Raw genomic sequence first — 13,775 nt, 5'->3', positions numbered from 1 at the left:
AGTCCGCGGCGACCGGTATCAGCCCGTCCCAATTCGTAACCCATCCGATATGCGTGTCTGGTTGACCACGTACCGCAATGGGAGCTAGTGCCCCACTCGGCAGGTTGCTGTGACCGGGCTAACCTGTGGTGAACGGGCGGCGAGCGCCGGAGGCCCACGGACCGCCGGCCGCCCGCGAACCTTCGGTTTCCTTTCTACGTGGCCACGTAGAAAGGGGCTTGAACGACATGGAGGAGGCCCGTGACAACGCCAACCTGGGACCAGCCCGGCGGTCCCCTGCCGAGCGATGAGTTCCTCGCCGCAAGCGGGGCCATCATGGCCAACATCGAGCAGGTCATCGAGGGCAAGAGCGCGACGGTCCGGCTGGCTCTGGCCGTGCTCCTCGCCGAAGGTCACCTGCTGATCGAGGACGTGCCGGGCGTCGGCAAGACCAAGCTCGCCAAGGCGCTGGCCCGCTCGATCGACTGTTCGGTCCGGCGCATCCAGTTCACGCCCGACCTGCTGCCCAGCGACGTGACCGGCGTCAGCGTCTACAACCAGGAGACGCGCGACTTCGAGTTCAAGCCGGGCGCGGTCTTCGCCAACCTGGTGGTCGGCGACGAGATCAACCGGGCCTCGCCCAAGACCCAGTCGGCCCTCCTCGAATGCATGGAGGAACGCCAGGTCACGGTCGACGGCACCACGTACGAGCTGCAGGCTCCGTTCATGGTGATCGCGACCCAGAACCCCATCGAGATGGAGGGCACCTACCCCCTCCCCGAGGCGCAGCGCGACCGCTTCACCGCCCGGATCGCGATGGGCTACCCGGACCCGCGCGCCGAGATGGCCATGCTCAACGGTCACGGAGCGCACGACCCGCTGAACGACCTGCGGTCCGTCGCCGACGCCGCGCTCGTGCGCCGGCTGATCGCGACCGCCCGTGACGTGCACGCGGCCGAAGCCGTCCAGCAGTACGCGATCGCGCTTGTCACGGCCACCCGGGAGGCACCGGAGATCCGCCTCGGCGCGTCACCCCGGTGCACCCTGCAGCTCATCCGCACGGCGAAGGCGGTCGCAGCCCTCGAGGGCCGTGACTACGTCCTGCCGGACGACCTGCAGACCCTGGCCGTGCCGGTGCTGGCCCACCGGATCATCCCGACGGCCGACGCGCAGCTGAACAGGCGCACCACCGACGCCATCGTGGCGGAGATCGTGCACCGGCTCCCGCTGCCGCACGACCGCAGCCGTTCGCCGTACGACACCCGCAGCACGGGTGGACCGGTCGGGCAGTACGAGTCGCGGGGACGCTGACATGCGGGAGGCTATGCGGGGAATGACCACCCGCGGCCGCTCGTTCCTGGCGGCGGCCGCGGCGGCCGGGATCTCCGCCATCGTGCTGGGCGAGAAGGACCTGCTGCGCGTCGCGATCCTGCTGGCGGCCCTGCCGCTGCTGGCCGCGGCGTACGTCGGGCGCAGCCGGTACAAGCTGGCGTGCACCCGCTCGCTGGAGCCCGGCCGCGCGCCGGTCGGTTCCAGCGCGCGGGTCATCCTGCGCCTGCAGAACATGTCGCGGCTCCCCACCGGCACGCTGCTCCTCGAGGACCGTCTCCCGTACGCCCTGGGCAGCCGCCCGCGGGTCGTGCTCGAGCGGCTCGGGGCGCACCAGGCGAGCTCGGTGGCCTACACCGTCCGCGCCGACGTGCGCGGCCGGTACCCGGTCGGCCCGCTGGTGATCCGCCTCACCGACCCGTTCGGCCTGTGCGAGCTCACCCGCTCGTTCCCGAGCGTCGACCGGCTGACGGTCATCCCGCAGGTCGTCCCGCTGCCGGCGGTGCGCCTCGCCGGTGAATACGCCGGTACGGGCGACAGCCGCGCCCGGTCGGTGGCCGTGCACGGGGAGGACGATGCCGCGACTCGCGAGTACCGTCGTGGCGACGACTTGCGGCGGGTGCACTGGCGCTCCACCGCGCGTACCGGTGAGCTCATGGTCCGCCGCGAGGAGCAGCCCTGGGAGAGCCGGGCCACGGTGGTTCTCGACACCCGGCTGGACGCGCACCGGGGTGAGGGACCGACGGCCAGCTTCGAGTGGGCGGTGTCGGCGGCCGCGAGCATCGCGGTGCACCTGCGCCAGTCCGGTTACAAGCTGCGGCTGGTCACGGGGACGGGCATCGACGTGGATGCCACCGAGATCGGCGGCGAGGGCGCGATCCTGGACACGCTGGCGGACGTGAAGCTCAGCGCGGCCGGCGACGTGTCGGTGCTGGTCGAACAGGTGCGGCGACGCTCCGACGGCGGTCTGGTGATCGGGCTCTTCGGCACGCTCAGTGTCGCCGAGGCCGAGGTGCTGACCGGGCTGCGGGGCAACGGCGCGACCTGCATCGGGTTCGCGATCGACAGCTCCACCTGGGTGAACATGCTGCCGCCGGACCGCACCGAGGCCGACCGGCTCCACGGCTCCACGGCCCTGGCGCTGGTCCGCAGCGGCTGGCGATCGGTGCCGGTCGCGCACGGCGATTCCCTCGCCGCGCTGTGGCCGGCGGCGGGCCGCGGGTCGCAGGGCTTCGCGTACCGCGCGGCGATGGCGGAGACAGTAGGACGATGACGGGAGTGCTGCAGTGACCGGGCGACGACGACTGGGGCTCGTGGCAGCAGCCGCGACCCTCCTGGCGGCGGCACCGCTGAAGGCGATCTTCGACAGCTGGACGTGGTTGCTGGAGTGCATCCTCGCGGTCGGCCTCATCGCCGGCGCAGCGGTGCTCGCCCGGACACTGCGGTTCCCGACCTGGGCCCAGGCCCTGTCGATGGTGTCGGTGCTGCTGCTGACCCTGACCTGGATGTTCCCCAGCGGCGACGAGTTGTTGTCACTGCTGCCCTCACCGGCCACGTTCAACCACTTCGGGCAGCTCTTCACCGACGCCGGGAACGACACCCGCTCGTACGGCGTACCGGTGCCGGACCGCAGTGGTCTGCTCTTCATCGCCGTGCTGGGCATCGGCACGGTCGCCATCGCGGTCGACCTGCTCACCGTGGTGGCCCGCAAGCCGGCCCTGGCCGGTCTGCCGATGCTGGCGATCTACTCGGTCCCGGTCGCCGTCTACGTCGACAGCGTGCCGGTGCTCCCGTTCATCGTCGGCGCGACCGGTTTCCTCTGGCTGCTGGTCGCTGACAACGTCGACCGGGTGCGCCGCTTCGGCCGCCGCTTCACCGGCGACGGCCGCGACGTGGACGTCTGGGAGCCGTCACCGCTGGCCGCCGCCGGACGCCGGCTCGCCGTGATCGGTGTTGCGGTCGCCGTACTGCTCCCGCTGGCCGTGCCGGGCCTCAACACCGGCCTGCTCAACTCCCTGACCCAGGTCGGCACGGGCAACGGCACCGGCAACGGCTCGGGCGGCACCGGCCGCATCAACCTGTTCGCGTCGCTGAGCGGCCAGCTCAACCAGACGCAGACCACCAACTACGTCCGGGTCACCACGAACGAACCCGACCCGTTCTACCTGCGCTTCGGCGTCGCCGACGTGATCACGGCCGAGGCGGTCACCAACCGCACGCCGACCGGCCGGCCGATCTCCCGCGGCCTCGACGACCCCCGGCAGAACAACACCTCCGGCCGCGCGAACTACCAGCAGTACCGCGCCGAGGTCGAGATCACCGAGGACTTCGGCCAGACCCTCGCCCCGGTGTACTCGTCGGTCATCGACACGGACGGCCTCGACGGCGCCTGGTCGTTCGACCCGAACACCCAGGTCGTCTTCTCGAACCGGACGACCACCAAGGGCAAGAAGTACTCGTTCGACTACGTGCGGGCCAAGTTCACACCGGCCGAGCTGCGGACCGCCGAGGCCCTCCCCCGCGACAACCCGCTGCGCACCCAGTTCACGGCGGTCCCGGACGACCCCAAGGTCAAGACCCTGGTCGCCAACCTGACCAAGAACTCCAACACCGAGTACGACAAGGTGTCGGCGATCTACCGCTACTTCTCCCGCGACAACGGCTTCTCGTACAGCCTGGCAACCGTCGACCCGGCCGCCGGCGCCTCTGCGATCTCGTCGTTCCTGGACAGCAAGGCCGGCTACTGCCAGCAGTACGCGGCAGCGATGGCCTGGATGGTCCGCGAAGCCGGCATCCCGGCCCGGGTCGCCTTCGGCTTCACCCGCGGCAGCACCCGCGACGGCAACGCGTACGTGCTGACCAACCGCAACGCCCACGCGTGGACCGAGGTCTACCTGGACGGCTTCGGCTGGGTCCCCTTCGACGCCACCCCGGCAGCGTCCGTGGTCGGCTCGACCCGGTCCGCATGGGCCACCGACACCGACGCCGTCGAAACCCCGTCGCCCACCTCCACGGCCTCCCTGGCCCCGGGCGCCGACGCCTCAGCCGCCCCCGGCGCGGCCGACCGTCCCGACCGGGACCTCAACGACGGCGCCCTCGACGCCCCGGGCGCCTCGTCCGACGCGGGCATCTCGACGACCACCCTGCTGACCGTGGCCCTGATCGCGCTGCTCCTGGCGCTGCTCACGATCCCCGCGCTACGCCGCCTGATGGTCCGCAAGCGCCGCCACGCAGCAACGATCCCCAAAACGGCAACCGTCGCGACCGGTCCCGCACCACCGGGCAGTCGCGAAGTCGTGGTGACCACGGAGGCGGTCCAGGCCCGCGAGGACGCCCACGCGGCCTGGGACGAACTGGTCGACACGATGGTCGACTACCGCGTACCGGTGGACCCGACCGAAACGCCGCGCCACACCGCGCAGCGGCTGGTCCGCGAGGCCGACCTGGCCGGCCCCCCAGCCGACTCGGCGACCCTGCTGGGCCGCGCCGAAGAACGCGCCCGGTACGCCCGCCAGCCGCTGCAGGGCGGTGAGCTCACAGCGGCCCTGAACCAGGTCCGCAAGGGCCTGGCCAAAACCGCCACCAAACGCACCCGCCTCGCAGCGGTCCTGCTCCCCCCGTCCGTGCTGATGCGCTGGCGCCTGAGCGTCGGCGACGTGTCGGCCCGCGGAATGGGCTTCTTCAGCCGCGGGCGCGACGTCCTGGTCCGCTTCAGCCCCCGCCGCCTGCTGGCTAGCCGCGCACGCTGACGCTCCACACTGCCGCCCGGCTGGACCTCGGTCCACCCGGGCGGCGTTCTCTTTGCTGGCTCCACCGCTCTGTCCGCTGGCCTGGCCTGTAGACGCCGTCTTGGGCGGTAAGGCCCTGCTGGCTTCACACCCGGGACAAGCTCCGAACGCGGCAGCTCTCGGCCGCTGGACTCAACCAAGGGTGGCTCGACCGGTTGGGCTGGGGCGACTCGGCGCAGCTGGGCGGCTCGGCTGGGGCGGCTCGGTCGGGGTGACTCGGCTTGGGTGGCTCGGCCGGGCCGAACGGCCGCTTCGGGCAGAATCAGTGACGAACAGCAGCGCTGATCATGCAGGGGCCAGCGTCGGCTGATGCCTTCTCGACTAACAGGCCTATTGAAGGCCCAACTTCAAGGAAAACGGGCTCACCCAAGCCCGCCGAGAGCCCAACTTCAAGGAAAACGGGCTCACCCAAGCCCGCCGAAGGCCCAACTTCAAGGAAAACGGGCTTATCCGGGCCTACCGCATCAGAAGCACCGGCCGTGCCGGAGACCGATCAGACCAGCCAACGGACAGGCCGCGGTCACCAGGTGAGTCACGCGGGCCATCTCGCGCATTAAGCCAGGCAACCGGACTGGCAAGGCCGTAACGGCGGACCAGGCCCGGCGATCAGCCGGGCAGCGCGGTCAGCCCCGCAGCGCAGGGGTCACGCCACCCCACATGGCAAGGCAGCAGGTTGCTCGCGCAGTGTGAGGGCGGACGGCACCGGGCCGGGCTGCGCATTCAGTATGCCGATCGCCGACCCAAGACCGTCACCGCGCAAAGGCCGGCATGCGGTCGAGCCCCGGACAAGCCGTCGGCGAGCGCAGCGGGCGTAGCAATCAGCGGCGTCCCCCCAGGGACGCCGCTCAGGTGTTTTCAGGCTCGTCGGCGGGGGCGAGCCTGAAGATACGGCGATGGCGGCCGGGTGGCCGCCATGGGTTGCCGCTGGTTGTACGGGTTCAGCGATGGCCTTCGGGGCGCTGACGCCAGCGGTCCTCGAGGCGGTCGATGAAGCCGGCTTTGCGGGTTGTGCGGGTGCGGCGGGTCGCGGTGCCGCCGACGGCGTGCAGGTCGGGTGCCTGCCCTTTCCGGCGGCTTTGCATCGCGAACGCGGCCGAGGCCAGCATGACCACGAAGCCGGCCACGCCGAGCGGCGTATTGCTGCTCACCGTGCCGTAGACAACCAAGGCGAGTCCAGCGACGATCACGAACGCGGCGACGACGAGTCGGCGCCGGGCGTGGAAACGCGGGTCGCTGGCCCGCACAGCCGAGGCGAATTTGGGGTCCTCGGCAAGCGACTGCTCGATCTGGTCGAACAGCCGCTGCTCGTGCTCCGAGAGCGGCACGGCATTCCTCCCCGGGCGCATGTCCGGCCCCCCGGCGGTGGTGCAGGCGGGCCGATGGTGCGAGACAGCCGACTGGCTGCCTTGGCGCAAGTCTACGAGGGCGTCGGCGGGTCGGAAAGCGGGACGACCGTCGAGTGCGGGTGATTTTCGGTTCTGCGGAGATCGGTTTGTCCCAAAAGACTGGCCGGTCCGACGATGGAGCGACCGAACCGGGCCGAAACGGCGTCCGCGGCGGCCTCGGCCTCGCGCCAGCCGCGTTCCGGTTCGCCCAGGGTGAGCTGGCGTGATGTGGTCGCCGCGGAGGCGAGTCCTTCGACCCGGACGCCGACGAGGCGGATCGACTCGCCCGGGGCGAGGGCTTTGAACAGGGCCCAGGAGGTCTCGAAAATCTCCCGTGCCACATCGGTGGCTGTCGGCATCTTGCGGGACCGGTTGACCGTGCGGAAGTCCGCCATGCGGATCTTGATGGTGACGGTGCGGCCGACGTGGCCCGCGGCGCGCAGGCGGGCTCCGACCTTGTCGGCCAGCGCGAGCAGGCTGCGGCGGATCACGGCGGGGTCGGTGACGTCGATGTCGTAGGTCATCTCGGCGCCGACCGACTTCTCCTGGTGCTCGGAGACGACCCGGCGGGGGTCGCGGCCCCAGGCGAGCTCGTGCAGGTGGGCGGAGGACGCCTCGCCGAGCGCGCCGCGCAGCATGCCCAGCGGCGCCGCGGCCAGGTCGCCGACCGTCATCAGGCCGAGCCGGTGCAGCGTCTCGGCGGCCTTCTCCCCCACACCCCAGAGCGCGTCGACCGGCAGGGGGTGCAGGAAGTCGAGCACCTGGCCGGCCGGGACGACGATGACCCCGTCGGGTTTGGCGCGGGTGGAGCCGAGCTTGGCCACGAACTTGCTCGGCGCGACACCGACCGAGCAGGTCAGCCGCTGCTCCTCGGCGACCCGGGCGCGGATGTCGCGGGCGATCACCGCGGGGCGGCCGAGCAGTCGCTGGGCGCCGGCCACGTCGAGGAAGGCCTCGTCGAGCGAGAGCGGCTCGACCAGCGGGGTCACGTCCCGGAAGATCTGCATGACGGCGCGGGAGGCCGCCGTGTATTCGCTGAAGTCGGGCGGCAGGAAGATCGCGTGCGGGCACAGCGCCCGGGCGCGCATCCCGGGCATCGCGCTGCGGATGCCGTATCTCCGGGCCTCGTAACTGGCGGAGCTGACCACACCGCGGGGGCCGGCGCCGCCGACAACCACGGGCTTGCCGCGCAGCTCGGGGCGGCGGCGGACCTCGACGGCGGCAAAAAACGCGTCCATGTCGACGTGCAGGATCGTGCACCCCGCGTCGTCGGCCTCCGGCCCGAACCGCGGATCACGTCCCCGGCCGATAGCCTGACTTCGTCCCACACCAGCACGCTATCCGCGGGGTACGACAAGTCAGCGGGCGACCAGCAGCGGGATCGTCATCTCGGCCGCCGTCACCGACCCGTGGTACGCGATCAGCTGCCCCACCGCGGGCGGTTCCCAGCCACCGGCGAGCACCACGGTGCGCCCCTGGCAGATCACCACGACGTCGCCGAGGCGGCTCAGGTGGGCCGGAGGCACCGGCCCGTAGAGGCCCGAGGCGATGGCTTCCTCGCGGGTGAGCACCCAGGCGGCGTCCCCGAGGACCTCTCGCCACGCGGCGACGACGTCATCGAGTGCCCCGTCCTCGACGTACAGGTAGCGGACCCGGGGTTCACCCGCGACGGCGGTGAGGCCGGCGGCGAGCCGGGGGTCGGCGGACAGGTCGATGCGGCCTTCGAGGGGCACGTTGAGCTGTCCGTGGTCGGCCGTGACCAGCAGCGCGGCATTCGGCGGGAGTCCGTCGACCAGCCGTGACACCAGCTCGCCGACCTCCGCCGCGGCCGCACGCCAGGGCTCCGAGTCGACACCCGAGGCGTGCCCGTGGTGGTCGAGATCGGGGTGATAGCCATAAACGAGACCCGGGCGGGACAGGGCGGCGAGCATGCCCGCCGACAGCGCCTGCGGGTCGGCCCCACCGGCGAAGGTGGCGCCGCGGTTCGCCGCCACGGTCAGGCCGGTGCCCTCGAACTCCGGCCGGGTCACCTGCGTGACGTGCACGCCGGCGGCCATCGCCTGTTCGAAGCGCGTCGGCACCGGCTGCCACTGCGCCGGGTCGGGGTCGCTTCCCCACTTGATGTGGTTGAGGATGCCGCCGTCCGGCTTGCGCAGGGTGAAACCCAGGACCCCGTGCGCCCCGGGCAGCGCACCCGTGCCGAGCGTGACCAGGCTGACCGGGGTCGTGGACGGAAAACCCGCGGTCAGCTCCCGGCCCGGGAGCTCCTGCAAAATCGGCGCGTACGCCGCAGCGACCGGAATCTGGTAGCTGCCGAGCCCGTCGACGAGCAGCACCGCGATCCGGTCGACACCTTCCAGCTGCGCACCGAGCCCGAGCACGTCAGTGGTCCCCGGCACCCCGAGCAGGGCGGAGACGCTGGGCATCAGATCGGCGAGACTGCCCTCCCCGTACGCGGGCAGAACCGTCCCGAACGCCTCGGCCGGCAGCTGATCGGTCATGGGCGCCGCGCGAAGAGGTGCAGCTGGGAGGCGATGTCGCGGAACGGCGGGCGCGCCGCGAGGGCCAGTTCGAGGTCCAGCATCGCCTGCTGGTCGGCCTCCACGACCGCGGCCGGGACGAGGTCGGCGAGGACGCGTACCCCGTGGATCTCCTCGACGGTGAGGCCCGCCGAGCCGAGCAGCGCCGACGCGGTCTCCGCGTCGTAACGCCGTCGCAGGGTGTCGCGTGTGCCGGCGCGGCCGTCCGTGTCGTCGAGCAGCGCCGTCGCCGCGCCGAGGTGGCCGTTGATCGCCCGGCCCAGCACGGCCGCGGCCCGCCCGGCGACGAGCAGGCTGACCGCACCGCCGGGGCGCAGCGCCGCACCGATGGCGGCGACGACCCCGGCCGGGTCGTCGACGACCTCGAGCACGGAGTGGCACAGGATGAGGTCGGCGGTGGCCGGCTCGACCAGTCCGGCGAGCGCGTCACCGTCGCCCTGGACCGCGTGGACCCGGTCGGCGACTCCCGCGTCGGCGGCCCGGCGGGTCAGGGCGGCGAGGGCGTCGGGGCTGGCGTCCACGACCGTCACGGTGTGCCCGGCCTCGGCCAGCGGCACGGCGAAGCCTCCCGTCCCACCGCCGACGTCGAGCACGGTCAGCGAGCGTCCGGCACTGCGTTCGAGCTCGCGCCGCAGCACGGCCCAGACGGCGGCGGTACGCACGGTGACAGGCGGTCGGGGGGTACGCGTCGATGCGGTGTCCACGTGCGCAGCGTATCGGCCGGGTACGACGAGGGGGTGGCGACCGCAGCCACCACCCCCTCGTCACTCCGCAAAAAGCGTGGTCAGCCGATCGCGTACGCCCGGATCACGGTCTGGGTGACCGTGCCGCCGTGCTGATCGGTGGCGGAGGCCCGCAGGGACACGAAGCCCTTGCCCCGCGGGTGCCACACGGCGGCGACACGGTGGTCACCGGAGCCGGCCACCGGAGCCTTCGTCCAGGTACGCCCGTCGTCGTACGAGACGTCGACGGTGACCTTGTTCGCCGTACCGGTGCCGGCCTGGTGGTCGACGTGGACCGGGACCACGAAGGGCCGGCCCGCCGGTGCGCTGTTGCGGTCGTCGAGCTTGGGGCTGAACCGCAGCGTCGACAGAGCGACCTGCTTGGGTGTCTCACCGGCGACGTTCCCGGAGCGGAACGTCCACGTTCCCGACACCTGCGTCGAGAACTGGTGCGGTGCACTGCGGGTGACGGACTTCTCCAGGCGGTAGTCGGCCGCCGCCGCGGGCAGCTCGACCTCGGCCCACTCGGTGTCGACCTCGGTGACCAGCGTGTTCCCGCGGTAGAGCGCGGTGCGGGCGGAGTCGATCGTCGAGAAGCCGGGGTGGCCCGGACCCTCACCGAAGCTCGGCATGCCGACCCAGAGCAGGTCACCGAGGCGGCTGACGTAGTCCCAGTCGTACTCGGCGCCGGCAACCGTCGGTGCGAACACCGCCCGGTTCCACTCCTGCTGGTAGGTGCGGCCGCCGCGGAAGGTCGCCGGCGTCGCCGTCGCCGAGGCGAGCGTCTCCGGCCAGCCGTCGCCGACCGGCGGCAGCTGCTGCTCGAAGGCCGAGCTCCACTGGGCCTTGTTGTCCGTGTTGACATATTCGGTACGCCGGAACGGCGGGTCGAACGGAATGAACACACCCCAGTACGAGCCGTCGGGGGTGTACCGGGCCGAGTTGGCCTTGACCCCCTGCGCGCCGGTGGCCTCGGTGGCGTACGTGGCCTTGATCGTCGCCAGGTCCTTGGCCTTCACGTTCTTGCGCAGCCCGTCGAGCATCTTCTGCTCGCGGAAGTACGCGAGGTCGTAGACGTACGGGCTGTTGACCCCGTCGCCCTGGGCGAGCGCGATGACGGCCGAGCTGAGGAACCCGTCGAAGCTGGACTTCGGGTCCCGCTGACCGGCGAAGAGCTGGTCGAACTCCAGGCCGATGATGCCGGCACCGATGACACCCTGCTCGATGGTCCAGTCGGCGCCGAGCACGATGAACGTCGGGACGGCGTCGGCCCGCGGCACCTTGACGTCGACCGGCTTGGCGTCCCGGGCGTCGACCGTGATCGTGGCCGGGCCGGTGATCGCGAGCTTCGGCTGCGCCACCAGGGAGGACTCGGTCTCGCTGTCGATGAAGGAGTACATGCCGTACTCCGCCTTCGGCAGCCGCTTGGCGGAGTCGGCCCCGAAGATCTGGTACTGCGTACCGGTCTTCAGATCGAAGAGCGAGATGTACGCGTTCTCGGCCGCCGCGCCGTCGCGCCCGAGGGCCTTGAACGTCAGGTCGTAGCTCTCCGGCTCACGGTTGACGGCGATGGGCGTCTCGACCTTCAGGCCGTCCGCACCGGTCGCGGTCAGGTAGCCCGACAGCAGGCCTTCCGGACCGTCGACGCTGGTGTCGGAGGTCAGCGTGGTCGTGGCCGTGCCACCGGCGGGCACGGTCAGCGTGCCGGGGCTGACGGTGAAGAGGCCGGCCGGTCCGGTGGTGTCCACCGCGAGCGTCAGGGTGACCGGCGCGGTGCCGCTGTTGCGGTAGGTGACCGTCTTCGACTCCGGGGTGTCATCGCCGTGCGGCCACTGGCCTCCGGTGAAACTGACCGAGCCCTCGTCGACGCCGACACTCTGCTTGATCGCCCGGGCCACGTCGACCCGGCCGGCGCCCTGCGCGAAGACGTCGAAGCCCTCGGTGGGCTTCGCCGCTCCCATCAGGACGGTCTTGCGCTGCTGCGAGCTCCAGTCCGGGTGCTGCTGCACCAGGATCGCGGCGGCACCCGCCACGTGCGGCGCCGCCATCGACGTGCCGGACAGGGTGGAGTACCCGGCGACGGGCGCGGGTCCGCCGATCACGTCGTGGGCGGCCTTGGCAGCGACGATCTCGACACCGGGTGCCGTGATCTCGGGCTTGATCGCGTTGTCACCGACGCGGGGTCCCCGGCTGGAGAAGTCCGCGACCTGGTCGTCGCGGTCCACGGCACCCACCGCCAGGGCGGCATCGGCGCTGGCCGGCGAGCCGACCGGGGCAAAACCGCCGGCGTTACCGGCGGAGACGACAAACAGCGTGCTGTAACGCGCGGTGAGGTCGTTGATCGCCTGCTCGAGGGGGTCGATGCCCTCCAGGTCGTCACCGCCGAGGCTTATGTTGATGATCGGCGCGCGCTCGGCCGCCCAGGCCATGCCGGCCAGGATCGCCGACTCCTCGCAGAACTCGGTGCCGCACACCTTGCCGATCAGCAGCTTGGCACCGGGGGCGACACCCTTGTAACGACCGTTGGAGGCCGCACCCGTGCCGGCGATCGTCGACGCGACGTGAGTGCCGTGCCCGACGTTGTCGTCGGCGTCCGGCGCGTCGGTGAAGTTCTCCGCCGCGACGATCTTGCCGGCCAGGTCGGGGTGGGTCGCGTCGATGCCGCTGTCCAGGACGGCCACGGTGACGCCGGTGCCGTCGAAGCCCGCCTGCCAGGCCGTCGGCGCGCCGATCTGCGGCACGCTGACATCCAGATTGATCTTGCGCTTGCCGTCGAGCCAGATCCGGTCGATGCCGGGCTGCAGGGTGCGTGCTGCGTCCGTACCCCCGGTCATCGCCTCCCAGAGGGACGCCCGGGCGGCGCGGTCCGCACGGACCGCGAGGGCGCCGACCGCCGACAGGTCGCGCGTCACACGCGCGCCCTGCACGGTGGTCGCGCTGCGTGCTTTCCCACCCTGAGCCTTCGGGTACGCGACCAGCAGCGGAAGCTCGCGGGTGCGCTCGTCGGTGTAGCCGGCGGCGGTGAGTGCGGTGAGGTCGAACAGCCGCGCGTCGAGCTTGCCGGCCCGCAGGAGCCGCAGGGCGTCGACCGGGACGACGTGGCGCCCGGTCGCGGTGCGGTAGGTGGCGAACCTCATGTCACGACGGCCGGGTCCGGGCTCGACGGAGGTGGTGCCGTCTCCGCGAACGGTGACCCGGTCGCCGGTGATCAGCGTGACCGAACTCGTGGTGCTCGGTGCTGGTTTATCGGCCGGCGCTCCGGCCGGCAGAGCCTGTGCGGCCGGGGCTCCGGCCAGGGTCGCGCTCGCGGTGATGGTGACGACACCCAGCAGAAATGCGGGTAGCTTTCGTCGGCGCATGCGTCCTCCCCCATGTCACCGGGACGATCCCGGCATGAGATAGACGCTTGCAAATAGCTGAATGTTGCACACCCATCTGACCAATTGGCGACAGGCGCCGCGCGGTCAGAAAGCCATGAGGACACCGGTCGTGCGGATCATGTCGCAGCGGTTGCCGAACGTGCGCGACCAGTCGACCTTGCGGCCCTGCCAGGTGCCCTTGATCTCGGCGGTGATCGGGGCGTACTCCATCGTGCACATCATCTCGGCGGGCTTGAGCCGGGCCGGGTTGCCGTTGATGCGCGTCAGGGTCTGGCAGGCCTTGACCTTCTTCGGGTGGGCGCCGCCGGCCGGGTCGCACCGCAGCACCACCGCGGTGGCAAACCCGGCGTCGGCCAGGTAGCTCAAGGTCAGCTCGGTCTTCTTCTTCGCCGGCTTCTTCACAGCTTTGTCGACCGCGCTCTGGTCGGCCGTGAGCTTCTTCGCCACATCGGCCTGCTTCGCGGCGACTGCGCTGATCATGGCGGCGGTCGGGCTGCCGGTCCCGGTCTGAGCGGAGCCGCCGACCGCCGCGGAGGCGGGGCCGGCGGTGGCCAGACCGGCCGTGAGCAGGAGTGCGGCGGCTGCCGTGGCGGTGACGATGCGGATCATGGTGAGCTCCCCCGGATGCTGCGTTTTCGGTGCGCATCCGGTT

At 71.5% G+C, this 13,775-nt stretch carries 9 protein-coding genes; 3 read left to right on the top strand and 6 right to left on the bottom strand.

Translation table 11 applies throughout. The features are described from left to right. The first annotated feature begins 240 nt into the window (after positions 1-240). Genes AFR_RS10040 through AFR_RS10030 form a run of 3 tightly spaced genes read left to right on the top strand, consistent with a single transcriptional unit; the run spans position 241 to position 5,057 of the window. Complete coding sequence (locus tag AFR_RS10040) at positions 241-1,290, top strand: AAA family ATPase (protein WP_023359994.1); 1,050 nt, start codon at positions 241-243, stop codon at positions 1,288-1,290. A 1-nt stretch (position 1,291) separates the two neighbouring features. Then, entirely contained in the window at positions 1,292-2,581 is a 1,290-nt protein-coding gene (locus tag AFR_RS10035; protein ID WP_041840750.1) for a DUF58 domain-containing protein, read from the top strand. Between the two features lie 13 nt (positions 2,582-2,594). Beyond that, positions 2,595-5,057 carry a transglutaminase TgpA family protein gene (locus tag AFR_RS10030; RefSeq protein ID WP_041840749.1) on the top strand — a complete coding sequence of 821 codons (2,463 nt, stop codon included), beginning with the start codon at positions 2,595-2,597 and terminating at the stop codon, positions 5,055-5,057. A 977-nt stretch (positions 5,058-6,034) separates the two neighbouring features. On the opposite strand, the gene AFR_RS10025 is transcribed toward AFR_RS10030, so the two are convergent. The 6 genes from AFR_RS10025 to AFR_RS44505 all read right to left on the bottom strand — a co-directional run bounded on the left by AFR_RS10025 (position 6,035) and on the right by AFR_RS44505 (position 13,732). Beyond that, on the bottom strand, positions 6,035-6,421 hold the full coding sequence (locus AFR_RS10025) for an SCO2097 family morphological protein (protein ID WP_023359988.1): 387 nt from the start codon (positions 6,419-6,421) through the stop codon (positions 6,035-6,037). Positions 6,422-6,513: 92 nt separating this feature from the next. Further along, entirely contained in the window at positions 6,514-7,809 is a 1,296-nt protein-coding gene (locus tag AFR_RS10020; RefSeq protein WP_041840748.1) for a DNA polymerase IV, read from the bottom strand. Between the two features lie 30 nt (positions 7,810-7,839). Beyond that, positions 7,840-8,982 (bottom strand): alkaline phosphatase family protein, encoded by a 1,143-nt coding sequence (locus tag AFR_RS10015; protein ID WP_023359984.1) that lies wholly within the window; start codon positions 8,980-8,982, stop codon positions 7,840-7,842. Then, entirely contained in the window at positions 8,979-9,725 is a 747-nt protein-coding gene (locus AFR_RS10010; RefSeq protein WP_041840747.1) for a methyltransferase, read from the bottom strand. Before AFR_RS10010 ends, AFR_RS10015 begins: the two co-directional genes overlap by 4 nt. Positions 9,726-9,805: 80 nt before the next feature. Beyond that, complete coding sequence (locus AFR_RS10005) at positions 9,806-13,102, bottom strand: S8 family serine peptidase (protein ID WP_023359980.1); 3,297 nt, start codon at positions 13,100-13,102, stop codon at positions 9,806-9,808. A gap of 105 nt (positions 13,103-13,207) precedes the next feature. Further along, positions 13,208-13,732 carry an SSI family serine proteinase inhibitor gene (locus AFR_RS44505; RefSeq protein WP_023359978.1) on the bottom strand — a complete coding sequence of 175 codons (525 nt, stop codon included), beginning with the start codon at positions 13,730-13,732 and terminating at the stop codon, positions 13,208-13,210. Positions 13,733-13,775 lie beyond the last annotated feature (43 nt).

It is taken from the genome of Amorphoplanes friuliensis DSM 7358 (assembly GCF_000494755.1).
GTDB lineage: Bacteria > Actinomycetota > Actinomycetes > Mycobacteriales > Micromonosporaceae > Actinoplanes > Actinoplanes friuliensis.
Note: the sequence above shows the minus strand (reverse complement) of the source record. Positions and strands in the feature narration are given on the sequence as shown.

Excerpts from the sequence above, each read along its gene's own strand:
- AFR_RS10035 (WP_041840750.1), top strand. The coding sequence starts at position 1,292 with ATGCGGGAGGCTATGCGGGGAATGACCACCCGCGGCCGCTCGTTCCTG.
- AFR_RS10015 (WP_023359984.1), bottom strand. The coding sequence starts at position 8,982 with ATGACCGATCAGCTGCCGGCCGAGGCGTTCGGGACGGTTCTGCCCGCG.
- AFR_RS10005 (WP_023359980.1), bottom strand. The coding sequence starts at position 13,102 with ATGCGCCGACGAAAGCTACCCGCATTTCTGCTGGGTGTCGTCACCATC.
- AFR_RS44505 (WP_023359978.1), bottom strand. The coding sequence starts at position 13,732 with ATGATCCGCATCGTCACCGCCACGGCAGCCGCCGCACTCCTGCTCACG.